The sequence below is a fragment of the Vibrio maerlii genome (assembly GCF_003415655.1).
GTDB lineage: Bacteria > Pseudomonadota > Gammaproteobacteria > Enterobacterales > Vibrionaceae > Vibrio > Vibrio maerlii.
The window spans coordinates 131,732-148,295 of the sequence record NZ_QRHC01000011.1; the positions used below are offsets into that span (position 1 = coordinate 131,732).

16 protein-coding genes and 1 riboswitch are annotated in these 16,564 nt (G+C 45.2%); of the genes, 8 read left to right on the plus strand and 8 right to left on the minus strand.

From position 1 onward, the window contains the following. Nucleotides 1-16: 16 nt before the first annotated feature. The 3 genes from thiB to mpl all read right to left on the minus strand — a co-directional run bounded on the left by thiB (nt 17) and on the right by mpl (nt 3,290). Nucleotides 17-1,024: a thiamine ABC transporter substrate binding subunit gene (thiB, locus tag DPF91_RS17860; protein ID WP_117235805.1), complete on the minus strand. Its 1,008-nt coding sequence runs from the start codon at nt 1,022-1,024 to the stop codon at nt 17-19. Between the two features lie 78 nt (nt 1,025-1,102). Continuing rightward, nucleotides 1,103-1,216, minus strand: a riboswitch (TPP riboswitch). Nucleotides 1,217-1,304: 88 nt separating this feature from the next. Continuing rightward, nucleotides 1,305-1,931 carry a flavin prenyltransferase UbiX gene (locus DPF91_RS17865; RefSeq protein WP_117235806.1) on the minus strand — a complete coding sequence of 209 codons (627 nt, stop codon included), beginning with the start codon at nt 1,929-1,931 and terminating at the stop codon, nt 1,305-1,307. Further along, nucleotides 1,932-3,290, minus strand: coding sequence for a UDP-N-acetylmuramate:L-alanyl-gamma-D-glutamyl-meso-diaminopimelate ligase (gene mpl, locus DPF91_RS17870; protein ID WP_117235807.1), 1,359 nt, complete (start codon nt 3,288-3,290; stop codon nt 1,932-1,934). Nucleotides 3,291-3,532: 242 nt separating this feature from the next. Between mpl and fbp the strand changes: the two genes are divergently transcribed. Continuing rightward, nucleotides 3,533-4,546, plus strand: a complete 1,014-nt coding sequence (gene fbp, locus DPF91_RS17875) for a class 1 fructose-bisphosphatase (RefSeq protein ID WP_117235808.1) — start codon at nt 3,533-3,535, stop codon at nt 4,544-4,546. A gap of 69 nt (nt 4,547-4,615) precedes the next feature. On the opposite strand, the gene DPF91_RS17880 is transcribed toward fbp, so the two are convergent. Genes DPF91_RS17880 through tamA form a run of 4 tightly spaced genes read right to left on the minus strand, consistent with a single transcriptional unit; the run spans nt 4,616 to nt 10,879 of the window. Next, nucleotides 4,616-4,975, minus strand: coding sequence for a DUF2799 domain-containing protein (locus DPF91_RS17880; RefSeq protein WP_241033852.1), 360 nt, complete (start codon nt 4,973-4,975; stop codon nt 4,616-4,618). Nucleotides 4,976-5,008: 33 nt separating this feature from the next. Then, nucleotides 5,009-5,362, minus strand: a complete 354-nt coding sequence (locus DPF91_RS17885; protein WP_117235809.1) for a gamma-glutamylcyclotransferase family protein — start codon at nt 5,360-5,362, stop codon at nt 5,009-5,011. Nucleotides 5,363-5,387: 25 nt separating this feature from the next. Further along, nucleotides 5,388-9,161, minus strand: a complete 3,774-nt coding sequence (tamB, locus tag DPF91_RS17890) for an autotransporter assembly complex protein TamB (protein ID WP_117235810.1) — start codon at nt 9,159-9,161, stop codon at nt 5,388-5,390. Further along, complete coding sequence (tamA, locus tag DPF91_RS17895; RefSeq protein ID WP_117235829.1) at nt 9,158-10,879, minus strand: autotransporter assembly complex protein TamA; 1,722 nt, start codon at nt 10,877-10,879, stop codon at nt 9,158-9,160. Before tamA ends, tamB begins: the two co-directional genes overlap by 4 nt. Nucleotides 10,880-11,017: 138 nt before the next feature. Between tamA and msrA the strand changes: the two genes are divergently transcribed. Then, nucleotides 11,018-11,653, plus strand: coding sequence for a peptide-methionine (S)-S-oxide reductase MsrA (gene msrA / locus DPF91_RS17900; RefSeq protein WP_117235811.1), 636 nt, complete (start codon nt 11,018-11,020; stop codon nt 11,651-11,653). 30 nt (nt 11,654-11,683) lie between these two features. Here msrA and DPF91_RS17905 read toward each other — a convergent pair whose 3' ends face one another. Continuing rightward, entirely contained in the window at nt 11,684-11,878 is a 195-nt protein-coding gene (locus tag DPF91_RS17905; protein ID WP_117235812.1) for a DUF1107 family protein, read from the minus strand. A gap of 223 nt (nt 11,879-12,101) precedes the next feature. Between DPF91_RS17905 and DPF91_RS17910 the strand changes: the two genes are divergently transcribed. The 6 genes from DPF91_RS17910 to DPF91_RS17935 all read left to right on the plus strand — a co-directional run bounded on the left by DPF91_RS17910 (nt 12,102) and on the right by DPF91_RS17935 (nt 16,362). Next, a complete protein-coding gene (locus DPF91_RS17910; RefSeq protein WP_117235813.1) occupies nt 12,102-12,656 on the plus strand; it encodes a YtfJ family protein in 555 nt (184 codons plus the stop codon). Nucleotides 12,657-12,769: 113 nt separating this feature from the next. Continuing rightward, entirely contained in the window at nt 12,770-13,051 is a 282-nt protein-coding gene (locus DPF91_RS17915; RefSeq protein ID WP_117235814.1) for a DUF2607 family protein, read from the plus strand. A gap of 46 nt (nt 13,052-13,097) precedes the next feature. After that, nucleotides 13,098-13,811 carry a zinc uptake protein ZrgA gene (zrgA, locus tag DPF91_RS17920; protein WP_117235830.1) on the plus strand — a complete coding sequence of 238 codons (714 nt, stop codon included), beginning with the start codon at nt 13,098-13,100 and terminating at the stop codon, nt 13,809-13,811. A gap of 72 nt (nt 13,812-13,883) precedes the next feature. Beyond that, nucleotides 13,884-14,576, plus strand: a complete 693-nt coding sequence (locus DPF91_RS17925) for an ABC transporter ATP-binding protein (protein WP_241033853.1) — start codon at nt 13,884-13,886, stop codon at nt 14,574-14,576. Continuing rightward, complete coding sequence (locus tag DPF91_RS17930; RefSeq protein WP_117235815.1) at nt 14,576-15,832, plus strand: ABC transporter permease; 1,257 nt, start codon at nt 14,576-14,578, stop codon at nt 15,830-15,832. The genes DPF91_RS17925 and DPF91_RS17930 overlap by 1 nt, the downstream gene beginning before the upstream one ends. A 20-nt stretch (nt 15,833-15,852) precedes the next feature. After that, on the plus strand, nt 15,853-16,362 hold the full coding sequence (locus tag DPF91_RS17935) for a DUF3299 domain-containing protein (RefSeq protein WP_117235832.1): 510 nt from the start codon (nt 15,853-15,855) through the stop codon (nt 16,360-16,362). Nucleotides 16,363-16,564 lie beyond the last annotated feature (202 nt).

A 16,564-nucleotide genomic window follows, 5' to 3' on the forward strand; every position in this document is an offset into this window, starting at 1 on the left:
GAGAGTCTAGATGATTTTAGAACGTTAGAGCGCTCTGCCATTCACGTATCCAGCCTTTACGCTTGCTCGCAATTTCATCTGAACCAAAGCTCAGCGATTTTTGTGGCAGCGTTAAGGTTTCAAAGCCTTGTGGCAATTCAACGTCAGTCACTGGATACATCCAGTTGCCCGTAGGCATTGCTGACTGAAACTCATCACTCAACACAAAGCTCATAAACGCATCAGCAAGTTCTGTATTCTTCGTACTCTTCACTTTTGCTGCCACTTCAACTTGTGTGTAATGACCTTCTGCAAAATCTGCTGCCGCATACTTAGCATCGTTCTCTGCAATCAAATGATAAGCAGGAGATGTGGTGTACGAAAGTACAAGATCTGACTCACCCTCGAGGAACATTGAGTAAGCTTCTGACCAACCTTTAGTCACGGTTACCGTCTTCTTCGATAGCTGCTGCCAAGCGTTTGCTGCGTCATCACCGTATACCGACTTCATCCACAGCATCAGGCCTTGTCCCGGAGTCGAGGTTCGTGGATCTTGATAGATAACCTTAAGGTCATCACGCTCTTCCACCAGCTCCTTCAAGCTTTTTGGCGGGTTCGCAAGCTTCTCAGTATTATAAACAAACGCGAAGTAACCGAAGTCATAAGGAACAAAAGTACCGTTGTTCCATCCACCTGGTAATGTCACCTTGCTTGTATCCACATTATGTTTAGCAAGTAGATCTGTTTTGATTGCTTCTGCCATCAGGTTGTTATCCAAACCCAGCACTACATCCGCTTTGCTGTTTTTACCTTCAAGACGAAGACGATTAAGGATAGAAACCCCATCATCAAGAGCAACAAATTCAAGATTACAACCACACTGTTTTTCGAACGCGGCTTCAACTTTAGGGCCAGGGCCCCAATCAGCAGCAAATGAGCTGTAGGTATAAACTGTCAAAGTATTGTCAGCTGCTTGAGCTGAAAATGAGCCGAGGGTGGTAATGGCTAACGCTAATGTAGATGGGGTAGATAAGATGGTTTTCACTGTTCGCTCTCCGTGTATAACAGTGCAGCACTATGGATACTGCAAAAAGTTGAGCGGCACAGGCTTGAGACGGAGATATAGAATCCCTCACTCAATTCCTACGCCAGCATTATCTGGTTCAGGTTTACGGGTCCCAAGCGTCGCTTGATCTCAGCACCTACCACTCGATAGTTTGCTCCCCGATGAGTGAGAAAGATTGTATAAGGTATTACGTTCTCTGGCTAATTTAATTTTCGTACCTATTGAGCCAGTGAATTATTATTAAGCCCATGATGTAGGGCTATCGTTGGTCGTAACCCCAACGTGGCACAAGGCCTTGCTCGACACCTAAATGGTCCAAGATTCGAGCAACCATAAAATCAATCAGGTCTTCAATCGACTTAGGTTGATGATAAAAACCGGGGGCTGCAGGCATAATAGTGACGCCCATTTGTGAAAGCTTATGCATGTTCTCCAAGTGCAGCGTAGAGAAGGGTGTTTCACGCACTACCAGTAACAACTGACCACGCTCTTTCATCACAACATCGGCAGCGCGTTCTATTAGATTGTCTGACATGCCATGAGCAATAGAAGCCACGCTCCCCGCAGAGCATGGGCAAACCACCATCTGTTTAGGTGCTGCCGATCCCGAAGCAACAGGAGAGAACCAATCATCCTTACCACACACAGTAAGCTTCGACTCATCACACCCTAAGTGCTCGACCAGCGCCTTCTGCGCTGCATCAGGGCCTGATGGCAACTTAAGGTCGTGCTCTGTCGCCAACACCACACGGGCTGCAGAAGAAATGAGTAAATAAACGTGATAATCAGCAGCAATCAAACACTCGAGTAGACGCAAGCCATAAGGCGCTCCAGAGGCACCAGTGAAGGCGAGCGTAATTGCTTTAGATTCAGAATGGCTTACCACCTATGATTTCCCCTCGAGTGCTTGCATAAGCTTGCCGTGAATACCCTCAAAACCACCATTGCTCATCACTAAAATTTGGTCGCCAGGCTTCGCTTCAGCAGCGATAATTGTCACCAGTTCATCGATGTTGGCTGATGTTGAAGCGGGTTGAGTACAAGCCTGAGCTACATCCTTTACCGGCCAAGCAATATTACTCGGCTGATATAGATAAACGCTGTCAGCCTGCTCTAACGATGCGGCTAAGGTATCTTTGTGTACACCACGTTTCATGGTTGCAGAACGGGGCTCTAATACCGCAATAATCTTGCTATCACCCACCTTGTTACGCAAACCACCAACCGTTAGCTCAATAGCGGTTGGATGATGAGCAAAGTCATCATAAACAGCGACCCCATTCACCTCACCTTTTAATTCTAGACGACGTTTGGTGTTGATGAACTTAGCTAAAGACTCACAGGCAAGATCAGGGGTTACACCAACATGTCGCGCTGCAGCAATGGCCATCAAGGCATTGTCGACATTATGATCACCAACAAGATCCCACTTCACGACGCCACAGAGTTTGTCATCAAGGTAAACCTCAAATTCAGAACCATCTTTGATCAACTTGTTCGCACGCCAGTTTCCTTCTTCACCTGTAAATTCTCGCTCACTCCAGCAACCACGTTCTAATACATCCTCAATGGCTTGATCAGACTTTGGTGCAAGAATACGACCATTCCCAGGCACAGTGCGAACCAAATGGTGGAATTGACGCTTGATCGCTTCAAGATCATCAAAGATATCAGCATGATCAAACTCAAGATTGTTCATCACGAGTGTGCGAGGGTGATAGTGAACAAACTTAGAACGTTTATCGAAGAAAGCACTGTCATACTCATCGGCTTCCACCACGAAAAACATGCTCTCACCCAAGCGAGCAGAGATACCAAAGTTGCCAAGAACGCCACCAACAAGGAAACCCGGTTGATAACCACAGTCTTCCAGTATCCAGGTCAACATGCTTGATGTCGTCGTTTTACCATGAGTACCCGACACAGCCAGTACCCAGCGGTCATGCAACAAAAACTCTTGCAGCCACTGAGGCCCTGAGGTGTAGCGCAGGTTGTTATCCAATACATACTCAACACAAGGGTTACCGCGGCTCATTGCGTTGCCAATCACGACTAAGTCAGGTCTTGGTTCTAGCTGGTTAGGATCGAACCCTTCGATGATCTCAATGCCTTGAGACTCAAGCAGTGTGCTCATTGGCGGGTAAACATTAGCATCACAGCCAGTCACCTTATGCCCAAGCTGACGAGCCAATAATGCAGCGCCTCCCATGAAGGTGCCACAAATGCCTAGAATATGAATATGCATGGTTGTTGTAATCCTCAAAAGTTCTGATTGGTATCATGAACGATCCCCCTCATACGAGCAAGCATGCAACCAAGCTAAATTTACCTTGAGAAGTGAGATCTCAAACAGTTAGTTCATTACTAATAATAAGATCATGGATATAGAATCGTCTGGTTAGATTAAATAGTCATACAAATAGAAGTCTCAATAGAGTCCATGCTTAATCTAACCACACCCCCAATTAAAATTGCTAAGGACCACTCATGTCTGAAACACTCACTCTTGGTGAATTCATCGTTGAAAAACAACATGACTTCCCACATGCCACAGGTGATCTTTCTTCACTACTGGCTTCCATTCGCTTGGCTGCAAAAATCGTTAACCGCGAGATTAATAAAGCAGGACTTGTGGATATTACTGGCTCAGTTGGACACTCAAATGTACAGGGCGAAGAACAGCAAAAGCTTGATCTATACGCTAATGACAAGTTTAAAGCCGCTCTAGAAGCCCGTGATCAGGTTTGTGGTGTCGCCAGTGAAGAAGAAGATGAGGCAGTAGCATTCAATAAAGAGCTTAACAAGAACGCCAAGTATGTTGTGCTAATGGATCCACTCGATGGCTCATCGAACATTGATGTAAACGTGTCAGTTGGTACCATTTTTTCTATCTATCGCCGTGTATCACCGATTGGTACTCCACCAACTGAAGAGGATTTTCTACAGCCTGGCAACAAACAAGTTGCTGCGGGTTATGTTATCTACGGCTCTTCAACGATGCTGGTGTACACCACGGGTAATGGTGTTAATGGCTTTACCTATGACCCATCAATCGGCTCATTCTGCCTATCTCATGAAAACATGATGATCCCAGATGATGGCAAAATTTACTCCATCAACGAAGGTAACTACATTCGCTTTCCAGTGGGTGTAAAAAAATACATCAAGTACTGTCAGGAAAATGTACCTGAAGATAATCGTCCATACACATCTCGCTACATTGGCTCTTTAGTATCGGACTTCCACCGTAACCTGCTAAAAGGCGGTATCTACTTGTACCCAAGCACTCAAAGCCACCCGAATGGTAAGCTTCGTTTACTTTATGAGTGCAACCCAATGGCATTCTTAATGGAACAAGCGGGCGGTATCGCCTCGGATGGTGAAAACCGCATTATGGATATCAAACCAACGGAGCTACATCAGCGTGTACCTTTCTTTGTTGGTTCGAAAAACATGGTAAGCAAAGTCGAAGAGTTTTTACACGAATATCGCGACGCGTAAACCTCTCCAGCTCAAAAAACGAAAAGGGACGCTTACTGTAAAGCGTCCCTTTCTGTTTAATCAATATTACTACATGCGTCCCGATGGCTTCGAGGCACGACCGGTGTCGTAATCCTGTCGAAAACGCCAATCAAGCTCATCGCAAATCCCTAGATATGTTCGCCCTGTTATCCCAAGTAAGTAAGCATCTTGCTGACAATAGGCTGCACGCCCTTCTTCATAACCTTCGCTATACGCCATAAACAGTTCTTGATTGACGGCTTCAGAGCTACTGTATTTGGCCATTTTAGTTTCTGACTTTTTCAACCACCCTTTCTGAGCTTGATCGACACCAAATTGTCGCCAAGTTTCACTGTTGTTGGCTAAAGGCTCAGGCTGACTGCAACCGACCAACATAAAAATAAAGGTCACAGCTATTAGTATCTTCATGAGTGTCTCCTTTTAGATCATGAGTCAGCTGACTCACACTCGCTGACACCAATCTCCTGATACGATCTCTTCATCGTGTTGGATCGACTGTTGATATAGATAGATCCAGGCTGAGCCATAGGGAGTATCGATTTTCTCGCGACGATATTCATTGGGAATATCTTCGAGAATATCCAATTGGTTCAATACCTCTGCGGTAATGCGATATACCTCACCCACCACCGTTTGGTGTCCCTTTATAAGACCGGGGTACTCTCCCAAATCATACAAAGCGTAATCTGAAGTGGTTTCAAATCGACCGAGGTACTCACTTTCTCGCAGGTAGTGGTGATTACTTTCGCCCTGTCTCAAGGTGCCATAAACAAAAACGATATGTGGAGATTCCATTCTCACCTCAGTACGGCGTCAGCCGTTAATTGAATTCAAATTGATATAATAGATCAACCGCGCTATCTAAGCCGGAAATCGCTTCGATATAGAGATCTTTCATTAATCGATAACGTACGGTGAACTCACCAACCGAATCAAAGATACCCACACCATATTTCACTTGTAGACCTGGAAGTATGTAACCACTCACGGTCACCTGAGAATCATCCCCTGTACCCGCAGTATCAAGTTGCAGATCTTGCACTCCAAAAGCCTCACCAATATCACCAACCACTTGCCCACTGCGAGCTAAGCTCAAACCTATCAAGGTTGTCGTCATGGCATTACCGCCCGATTCCCCATCGATATCCTGACCACGGAGCAAGTAAGACAGAGCATTTGCTTGTGGCATAGCCGGATCGGAGAAAATCGTCACTTCAGGCTCACTGGCTGGCCCTGATACCCTCACACCGGCTGTCACATCATCTTGGGTGTTATCTGGGTTTCGGATCGCTTCAATCGCTACGTATGGTTCATCAACTGGGCCATTCATTAAGATCTTACCTTCATTAATGATCAGGTCTTGGCCAAAGGATCGGTATGTACCATCGACAAGATTAACCTCACCAACGATATAAGGCCCTTGGTCGCGTTGGCTCACCTTAAGATTACCCACCAAGTCACTATTCAGCCCAAGAGCACGCAATTCAAAATCGTCACCAATAGAGATATTGATGTTGGTTTGAATGCTAATCGGCAAAGGTTGATCTTCATTTAAAGGCTTAAGGTCTTTATCTAACAGCACTTGATCTTTCGAAACACTGATTGCACTTGCTGGAAGCTCTTCAACAAGGATTCGCCCCCAAGGTAGCTTGATATCACCATCGACTCTCGCCAATTTTGGTGTCATAGAAAACGTCATATCTGGCTTCACAATCACATCAACCATAGGTGGAACCACCACCTTTAACTCATCAGCAAATACCCTTGCATTGGTACTCCAATCGTCAAGGTCTTGCCAATCGGCATCACCGGACACTTTGAGCTGTCCATCAGGGGTATCAATGGTTGCATTGAGGTCGGCTTGATATCCTTTGAACTCTACAAATACCGAACCATCTTTAATTTCAACAGGTGCAATATCCCCCTCAACGCTCAAATCAGCTATGCTCAATTGACCACGAACTTGAGGGTGCATCAGCGGACCCGATAATCTCAAGTCAGTTTCCAACTCAAGTGCTGCATTGCTGTATTCACCAAGTAGGGGCTGAATGAAATCAATATTAAAAGTAGAGAGAGCTAAACGCGCATCAATTTGGGGAGCATTACCCTGGATATCAGGAATAGATAGCTCACCTGAAACATCACCATTATCAACAATATCAATTAACCAATCAGCTTTCACATCACCAGCGAGTAATGAAGCATTCACCGCAGCCTGCTCCCAACCTAGAGTCACAGGGGTATCACTTTGTTGGACAACACGTCCTTTAGGTAGGCGAATACTCACCTTTGCTTCCGGTTTTGCTTCAGGTGACCACTTCGCCCAAGTGCTTGCGGTAACCGAGCCTTGCAGATCTAGAACCTGAGGAACATATTTCGCAATTTGGCTAAACTCAAAATTGCGAATATCGACATAGGCTTCCCCAGACTCACCCGCTTGAAGATCTTTAATCAAGCACAAATGCGCATTTTGCTGTTCCCAGCAGTGTTTAGCGACATCAACTTGCTGGGTGTTGCTGTCGTATTTGATCGCAACGGCCTGTTCCAGCGTCCACGGACCTTGTTCTGTAGTGATCTCAGCTCTGTCGAGCTCACCATCCCATACAATACCTTTTGAACGATCAAGATTACCCGATACTCGGATCTGGGTTGAGATAATCTTTGAAGCGACATCTAGCGACAGTTGATGTTGTGACTCTTGGCCTTTGAGACTGAGATCAACGCTATCGATGGTCTCACCCTGTGCCTTAATATTCGTTGCTTGCACTACAAGGTCAACGTTAGCAACAGGAAGCGGTACAGCTTCACCCTTTATAGACAGAGAGCTCAATGCCACTAATTCTTGCCATGCCAACTCGCCTGCCTGCAAGTCCAACTTCACTTCTGGCTCGTTAAACTTACCGGCTAACGAAATTTGACCATTCACGCGCCCTTTCGCATCAGGCACACTCAACGAAAGGTCGGGTAAATCGAGCGATAAACCTAGATCCCAGTTTTGCTGTAAACGACCTTGCGCAAAGAGCTTATTCACTCCATGCGCAACCGTTAACCCAGAGGTATCAAACTCAAACTCACCTTTGCCTGCAATATCTTGCGCGGTCAAATCACCTTCAATATCGATAGGGTACTCGCGGAATATACCTGTGATATCCACCTGCGTTGGCTCAACTCTCCAACCGCCTTGTGGGGTCAATTGGCCACGGGTTTTCAGTTGCCCACTGATATCACCTTCCGCTTCTTGCCATTGCAAACCGGGCTGGATATGACTCAGATCGATGTCAGCCTGCCAGTTAATCGGCTCGGCCCAATTTGCCATGATTTGGCCAGTTACTTCACCGCCTAGTGTTTTAAGCACTAACTCACTCAAATCAATCTGTTCAAGTGTGCCCTCTCCTTTCACAGCTAAATCGATATCTGGAATCTGCGTCCCCCCGGCTTTTGCAGCTAGATCGACTCGGTAGCCATCAAGGTTGCCATTTGCGTTCAATATTGCAATTTCGGTTTGATAGTCGCTCTTTCCTGTCAACGGCCATTGAGCCCTGAAATCTTTAGCTGCGAGATCAAATGGAAATGTAGGATCCAGTGGTTGAATCTCACCAGTAAGTTCACCCTTAATCAATTTATCAAGCAACAAATCAAGCTCTAATTTACCAACACTACCTTGTGCTGAAAGCTCAACATATTGCCCGCGGAGATCGCTCTCTTTGATGGTCGCACTGGTATTGAGGTTTAACGGATAATCTCCCTTCAGCTCGATTTGAGCAGACAGTTGTCCATCCACTTGTGGCATTTCTAGCTCAAGTAAACGCACATCAACATCGTACTCACCAGCGCTACCCTCAAGAGATAAGCGATCCACCTTAATAGGTGACTCAGCGACATAATTAAACTGGGTAAGATCAAAGCGCTCTATATCGATCAGTAAAGGGATATAAACATCTGGAAGCGTAATCATCTGATCGGTCGATGATTCTGGCTCCGGCTCAGAGTTAGATACAGCAGCTTCGTCACCACTACTCGGAGCAAGTTCAACCTGCAATCCATCAAAGGTGGTTTGGCTTAATGAAAGCTGAGAACCACTCCAAGACGCTCCTGATTCAAAGCTTTGCCAAGAGATTTTATGCCCGAGAATATCGAGGTTAATTTTCTGTGCGATAAGCTGGTTCAGCGAAATAGAAACAGGTAGTGCAATCAAGCTTGGTTTGCTCGGTTCCACTGACGTCTCTTCGCCACTCGTCTCGATATCAGAGAGCACCACATCCACGCCAAATAACTGCACGGTATCAACACAGACCGCTGGTGTTGTAAAGCAGGAAGGAGTCACCCCTAGAGTGGCAGATTCAACCTTAGTTGTGATGTACAAGCTCTCATCAACGAACTCTACTCCGCTAAGGGTGAATTGAGGGAATATCGCACCCTCAGCTTCCGCAACTTTCAACTGTGGGACAAACTTTTCCGCCACCCAGAGCGCACCTTTAAGGCCCGGGTTGGTAAAAAGCAGTAGACCGATACTAACCAATAGAATAACCACCAGCATAAATAAGCTGATCGTCATCCATTTGCAACCTTTGAGTAATTTACGACTGATACTCATAATTCAGGACCTAAAGAAAAGTGGAATTGGAACTGGTCACCTTTTTCTTCATCCAGACCAAAGGCAAAATCGAGGGCAACAGGGCCGACTGGAGATGCCCAGCGAACACCCACACCAGTACCGCTCTTCCATTCAGGCGTTTCATTAAAAGCATCACCGTAATCATAGAAAACAGCTCCCCACCAATTTCCATAGACTCGATATTGATACTCGAGAGTACTGGTCGCTAAATATTGACCACCAGAGCGCGCGCCACTTTCATCGCGTGGGGAGATCGATTCATAACTGTAACCACGGATACTATTGTCACCACCCGCAAAGAAACGCAGTGAGGGAGGTAGTCGAGTAAAATCGCCGACAAAGTTTGCCCCCGCATCGAGCTTAAAGATGCCTCGGTGATTGTTCCCTATACCGCGGATCCAAGCCGTGCTCCCGAGTACACGCACGACATTGGTTTCAGACCATGAGTCCTCACTACCCACTTCAACGGTAATGCTTTTCTTATCTCCCCACATTGGCATCGTGGTGCCACGAGTTCGTGTTTTTGAGAAACTAATACCTGGCATCACCATCTGACCGACTTCATCCTGAATGCCTTGCTCATAGTTCTCGATAAGATAACGGATAAAAATAGTACGGTGCCAACCAGAGTCTAGCTCCCAATGTCTTTCTAGCGCTAAATTTGACTCTAAGCTCTTGGTATCTAAGTTATCAACATTCTTCATACCATATTGAACTTGATAGTAATCACGCAGCACATCTTCGAGTGGAATCTTATAGCTTGCGGTGATTGACTGTTCAGGCTTAGAAATCGATAGACTGCTGTTAAAGCTGTGACCAGCACTGTTTATCCATGGTTTCTTCCACTTAAGCGAACCTCTTACACCCACATCGGTTGAAACACCTAGACCTGTCTCAAGTTGGTTTCTCGCTTGAGGTGCCAAAGAAACCCTCATCGGTACCACAGTATTTCCGTTACCGAGAGAGGATAGATCAGGCTCAACAAGTACAGAAGAGAACCAATCTGTATTGGAGAGGTTCTGGTTGTGTTCACCAACTTTAGACACTAGGTATGCATCACCCTCATCATAGGGTTGTAATGAATCAACTCGTTCTTCATCAATCTGGCTACCTGTAATCGACGTTGCACCAAAATGATATCGAGGGCCACTGTTGTAGTGTAGGCGAATGTTCGCTTGATTGGTTTCAGGGATAATTTCCAAACGTGATAAATCATAAGCCGCTTCAAAATAACCCCGCTGTAAACCTAAGTTACGCAAAGATGACTTTAAACCATCATAAAGGCTGTGATTGATCGGCTCCCCTGTCTTTAAAAGTGAACGTTCGATCAAACTCGCGAAAGATTCATCCTCCTTTGCCCCTCCTATTAATTGAACATCAATCTCATTGATCCTCACAGGCTCGCCAGGGTTGACGTTCACAACTAATTCGTCTTCACCTTCAGAGACTTCAAACGAGATCTCTGGATGGTAATAACCCAGAGCATTGAGTGCTTCATTAATGGTTGAGCGAAGGCGGGACTGGAAACGCAAAGACGTGGAGTATTCATCTTCTGAGATAGCGTTGATATAGACTTCGACGTTGTCTTCAAGTGCTCCGTCGAGTCCCTCAATATCAAGAGAGGTTTTAGCTTGGGCTGAAAGAGTTGGCAACAGTAATGAACCAGCCACGATCAGAGTGAATGTTCTTCTTATAATCATAAGTTGATATTAAGCGCTTTCCATGGCGTAAAAATGCAGAGCAGGACTGTGGCAAATGATACCGTTAAAGAGTTGTAAAGTCTTTGCTGTTTAGGCACTCTTTCTTGAATAAGAACAATCAGAAAGGATTCATCAATGTTTGATAAAACAACCTTAATTTCAGCTGACGATGCACTGCTTGGTCGTGATACCCCTATGACAGTCACCGAGGCTCATTTCGTCAATCATACTGATTTGACCGCAAAGCCACAGAATGGTTGCCAAGAAATTCTCCTTGGTATGGGATGCTTTTGGGGGGCAGAACGCTTGTTTTGGAAACTTGATGGGGTTGTTTCAACATCCGTTGGCTATGCAGGTGGTTACACCCCGAATCCAAGCTACGAAGAAGTATGCACAGGGAAAACAGGTCATAGCGAAGTCGTCAGAGTCATTTACGACCCGGCGATTATATCGCTTGAAAAACTACTGAGATCGTTTTGGGAGAATCACGATCCAACGCAAGGAATGAAACAAGGCAATGACGTCGGCACCCAGTATCGCTCGGTCATCTATCCGCTCAATGAGGAACAACTAAGCATCGTCGAGCAATCTAAACAAGAGTATCAATCGGCATTAGGTAACGGTGTAGCTCAACAAATCACTACAGAGATACAGCTTCAGCAAACCTACTACTTTGCCGAGGCCTATCACCAGCAGTACCTAGCAAAAAATCCCCAAGGCTATTGTGGCCTTGGGGGAACAGGGGTTTGCTTTCCAGACTTGAGCAGTTAGACAAAAGTGAGCATCTAACGATAGCGGTGATTACATCGCCGCTATCACTACGTTCACTTCTTTAAAAATAGAAAGTTTTTGTTTATCAGACACTTCAGGTAAAAGCACTTTACCATTGTCGAATTGAAATTCACCAATACCTTGGATAGTGAACGTCCCTTTAAACAGGGTTTTAACAAATCGTGCCACTTGCTTGGGACGATACATTGTGAATTCGCGCAGCATATACAACCTCAATATCCTTTTGCGGTAAACAAATACGCTCCTTCCTAGAGCGTAGCTAGTGAGTCCTATCACTAACCGATGCAGATAATTATACAGAGCGCTATACCAATGTAAATCACATTTACGCAACATTTCTGTTAAAAAAATGCTTTTTCTGACATTTCAGCGAGTTACGTATTATAATTTCTCGGTAATAATTAAACCAAACACTATGGGTTACACAATGCGTATACAAAAGTCTCTCCTTACTCTCGCTCTTACTCTCGCTTCGGCTCCTCTTCTTGCTCACAATTTAACGGTGGGTAATACCGTACCTAAGGTCGATGTGCCGAGTCATGGTGAGATTGTGATCGATCAAGGCGACACGGCTTATGTCTTTTGGAGTTCAGAAAAAATGCTCGGAAAAGTACGCGTAATTCAAGCCATCGCAGGCCGCAGCAGCTCTAAAGAGATGAATGCGCCACTAATGAGTGCAATCACCGCTGCAAAATTTCCTGAGGAACAATATCAAACTACGACGGTCATAAACCAAGATGATGCGCTTTGGGGAACAGGTGGCTTTGTAAAATCTTCAGCAGAGAGCAGCAAAGAAGAGTTCCCTTGGTCGTCTATGGTTCTGGATGAAGAAGGTGCCGTTGCCAACACATGGGGCCTACAAGAAGAGAGCTCAGCTATTATTGTTCTAGATAAACAAGGAAAAGTATTATTCGTAAAGGAAGGAAGCCTAAACGATAGCGAAATCAAACAAGTCATCGAAATGATAAGTGCGAGCCTTTAACGCGTCATATATTGTAAAATCTAGGTAATTAGCAAGCTAACCTATCGGTTTTATGTTGTATCCAGGGGTGATTGTTATATTATAACAGTCACCTTTTTTCATGGTTGGTCGAAATGAGAACACCGATACTCGCAGTACTCACCTCTTTGCTCGCTCTATGGCTTAGCTTTGCGGCATCTGCGCATCCCTACGATCTGGACCACCACGAACATGACCACCACTGTGAGCTCTATTTAGCAGCAAACCAAGCGGTTTCAACCAGTTCTGATTTATCCCCTAGCTTTATTGTTCAAAGCGTCATTGATGCCCCGCAGATTGTTGAAAAAACGCCTGTTCCAGCATTGCGACACCGTTTTGCAAGAGCCCCTCCTTATTCTTCAATTTCAATCAATTAGACTACTATTTAATTAAACCATTTTTGAGGAATACACCATGAAACTGATGACTAAAATGACCGCTATTGCCATGCTTGTTGCTGGCTCTTCTTCCCTTGCTATGGCTGCAGATGAATTCCGCCAACATGACGCACACGTGCACGGTGAGGTTGAATTGAACCTAGCTCAAGACGGCAATGAGATCTTAGTTGAGATTACAGCACCTGGCGCTGACGTCGTTGGATTTGAGCACGCACCCAAAACTGACGAACAACATCACGCTGTTGAAGATGCGCTAGCGGCATTAAAAGATGCCAACTCTCTACTGGCTTTCAATGCAGAAGCAAACTGTAAGCTTGAGCACGCAAGCAGCTCAACAACGCTGATGGCAGGCGAACACGACGAGCATGATCATCATGATGACCATAAAGGCCACGACCATGACGAACATGAACACCATGATGACCACAAAGATCACGGCCATGATGAACACGACCATCATGATGACCACAAAGGTCATGACCACGACGAACACGATCATCAAGACGACCACAAAGGTCACGACCACGATGAACATGATCATCATGACCACGAGGGTTCGCATGGCGAGTTTACTGCCGAGTACCACTTCGAATGTGGCGATGCTTCTAAGCTAACTCAAATCGATACTCAGTGGTTCGCTAAGTTCCCAACAACAGAGAGCATTCATGCGAACGTATTAACAGATACCGTTCAAACGGCTGCTGAGTTGAACAAGAACAACACTTCTATCAAGTTCTAATTGAACAGAGCTGCCAACAATCTATGTTGGTAGCTCTTTCATTGGTTCTCACCACATTAGACTGGAAACATTGTGCAAGATATCATTCAACTAAAAGATGTCGTGTTTCATTGGGACGCAAAGAAGGCACCCACTATTCAAATCGATGAACTCACGATTGTTCAAGGACAGCATACTTTCATTAAAGGCCCTAGTGGCTGTGGAAAATCCACGCTTTTAGGTCTACTTACCGGTATCAATCAGGCCCAATCGGGTAAGATTTCTATCCTTGGACAAAATTTGAGTCACCTAAAAGCAAGCAAGCGAGATCGATTTAGAGCCGATCACATCGGTTATATCTTTCAGCAATTTAACCTGCTTCCTTATCTTTCAGTTATCGATAACGTTTTGTTACCTTGCCAATTCTCTAAATACAGAGAGTCAAACACGCCAGCACCTATGCAAGATAAGGCAAGAGAGTTGCTTTCTTCATTAAAGCTACCCAGTGAACTCTTTGAGCAACCCGTTATTGAGCTGAGTATTGGTCAGCAACAAAGAGTGGCAGCAGCACGCGCACTGATCGGTATGCCAGAGCTGATCATTGCTGATGAGCCAACCTCGGCTCTAGATCATGACAACCGCAAAGTCTTCATTGAACTCCTGATGGAAGAAGCGCAAAAGGCCGAGTCTACACTGGTATTTGTCAGCCATGACCCAACGTTAGAGCCGCTATTTAAGCGTTCAATCAACCTGATGGACATAAATCAAGCTGGGAGAAAAAGCTAATGGCTATTGCTCGTTTAGCATGGAAGAGTTTAACCAACCGTAAGATGACTGCGATACTGACCATCTTAACAGTTGCAATCTCAGTCGTATTACTACTCGGTGTCGAGCGTATTCGAACCCAAGCAAAAAGTAGCTTTGCGAACACTATTTCTGGCACGGACCTAATCGTAGGGGCTCGCTCCGGTCAAGTAAACCTGTTGCTCTACTCTGTTTTCCGCATCGGTAACGCCACCAATAACATCGATTGGAAGAGCTTTGAAGAGTTCAGCCAACATCGTTCAGTAAAATGGGCTATCCCTATTTCACTTGGAGATTCACACAAAGGATTCCGAGTCATCGGCACCAATGGTAGCTACTTTGAGCACTATAAGTACGGTAAGAAACAACCATTGACGTTTGCACAAGGTGAGCAATTTGATGGGCTTTTTGAAACTGTTATTGGCAGTGAAGTGGCAAAAAAACTCGGATACGAGATCGGCAGTAAAATAATTATCGCGCACGGAATTAGTGATGTCGGCTTTAGTCGCCATGACAACCTACCGTTTAAAGTTGTTGGTATACTGGCGCCCACTGGTACTCCTGTCGATAAAAGTGCTCATGTATCACTTGAAGCGATTGAGGCGATTCATGTCGGCTGGGAAAGCGGAGCTAATTTGGGTCACAACCCCGATGCTGAGACACTAATGAAAACACAGTTTAAGCCTCAGCAAATAACTGCTTTCATGCTTGGCCTGAACTCTAAAATCCAAACCTTCTCACTGCAGCGCCAGATAAACACTTATCGTAGTGAACCGTTGAGCGCAATCTTGCCTGGCATTGCGCTACATGAATTGTGGGGAATGATGTCAGTCGCCGAGCAAGCGCTGATGGCGGTATCAATCTTTGTGGTTGTAGCCGGACTGCTCGGCATGCTGAGTAGCCTTCTCACTAGCTTGCAAGAGAGACGGCGTGAGATGGCGATTCTACGTGCCATGGGAGCAAGGCCAAGACATATATTTGCACTGTTGATCAGTGAAGCAAGTGGTCTTACTCTTGCGGGGATCCTGTTAGGTGTCGCATTCTTGTATGGAGTGCTTGCCATCGCGGCCCCAATAATTCAGTCATACTATGGAATTAATATCGAACTCGTGACTCTAACCGCATATGAATGGAAACTTCTCGGCTTAGTACAATTAGCAGGTATAATCATCGGAGCTGTCCCTGCAATTCGTGCTTACCGACAATCTCTGTCTGATGGCATGACCATACGTATATAAAGTAAATGATGATTCAAACTATGACTGCAAAATTTAAAAGCTTTCGCTGGCTTGCTTTTTTAAGCCTTTTCTTTGTACTGTTCACACCAGTGATCCAAGCCAGTGAAGACGTTCTAACACTCGACTGGATCGACCTTATCCCTGATGAGGAGCGCAAGCAATTTGATGACATCGGAATGCCAATCACCGATCACTCAGGCGGACAAGCACAACAATCTTTAGTTGGAAATGTGCGTGAAGAACTCAACGGCAGTCAGGTTAAGATTCCTGGATTCGTTATTCCACTGGAAGGTGATGAAAACATCGTTACTGAGTTCTTGTTGGTACCGTACTTTGGTGCTTGTATTCATGTACCACCACCACCACCAAACCAGATCATTTACGTGAAATTTGAAGAAGGTGCGCCGATTCAGCAGCTTTGGGATGTAGTTTACGTTGTGGGAACGTTGAAGACAGAGGTGATTAGCCACGAATTAGCAGAAACAGGCTACCTTATCGAAGGCATCGCTGTTCAAGATTACGAAGATTAATCACACGATATACTTAGCGAGTAGCAACATCACACCTAAGTAAATACTCAGAAGCAAAGAGATGGATAGCCATTTCTTTGCTTTTGTTTCTTTATACAAGCTCATTCCCTTGCCCTTATAGAGATCTCGCTCTATTTTAACAATTTGTTATCATCCTTCCCAGTAAATTTATAAATCAAGATCGAATAACTAAAACAAATCT

Bases quoted from the DNA above. Each gene is read 5' to 3' on its own strand.
- tamB (WP_117235810.1), bottom strand. From the start codon at position 9,161: ATGAGTATCAGTCGTAAATTACTCAAAGGTTGCAAATGGATGACGATC.
- DPF91_RS17930 (WP_117235815.1), top strand. From the start codon at position 14,576: ATGGCTATTGCTCGTTTAGCATGGAAGAGTTTAACCAACCGTAAGATG.
- DPF91_RS17885 (WP_117235809.1), bottom strand. From the start codon at position 5,362: ATGGAATCTCCACATATCGTTTTTGTTTATGGCACCTTGAGACAGGGC.
- DPF91_RS17915 (WP_117235814.1), top strand. From the start codon at position 12,770: ATGAGAACACCGATACTCGCAGTACTCACCTCTTTGCTCGCTCTATGG.
- DPF91_RS17880 (WP_241033852.1), bottom strand. From the start codon at position 4,975: ATGAAGATACTAATAGCTGTGACCTTTATTTTTATGTTGGTCGGTTGC.
- DPF91_RS17905 (WP_117235812.1), bottom strand. From the start codon at position 11,878: ATGCTGCGCGAATTCACAATGTATCGTCCCAAGCAAGTGGCACGATTT.
- mpl (WP_117235807.1), bottom strand. From the start codon at position 3,290: ATGCATATTCATATTCTAGGCATTTGTGGCACCTTCATGGGAGGCGCT.
- DPF91_RS17935 (WP_117235832.1), top strand. From the start codon at position 15,853: ATGACTGCAAAATTTAAAAGCTTTCGCTGGCTTGCTTTTTTAAGCCTT.
- DPF91_RS17910 (WP_117235813.1), top strand. From the start codon at position 12,102: ATGCGTATACAAAAGTCTCTCCTTACTCTCGCTCTTACTCTCGCTTCG.
- zrgA (WP_117235830.1), top strand. From the start codon at position 13,098: ATGACTAAAATGACCGCTATTGCCATGCTTGTTGCTGGCTCTTCTTCC.
- msrA (WP_117235811.1), top strand. From the start codon at position 11,018: ATGTTTGATAAAACAACCTTAATTTCAGCTGACGATGCACTGCTTGGT.
- fbp (WP_117235808.1), top strand. From the start codon at position 3,533: ATGTCTGAAACACTCACTCTTGGTGAATTCATCGTTGAAAAACAACAT.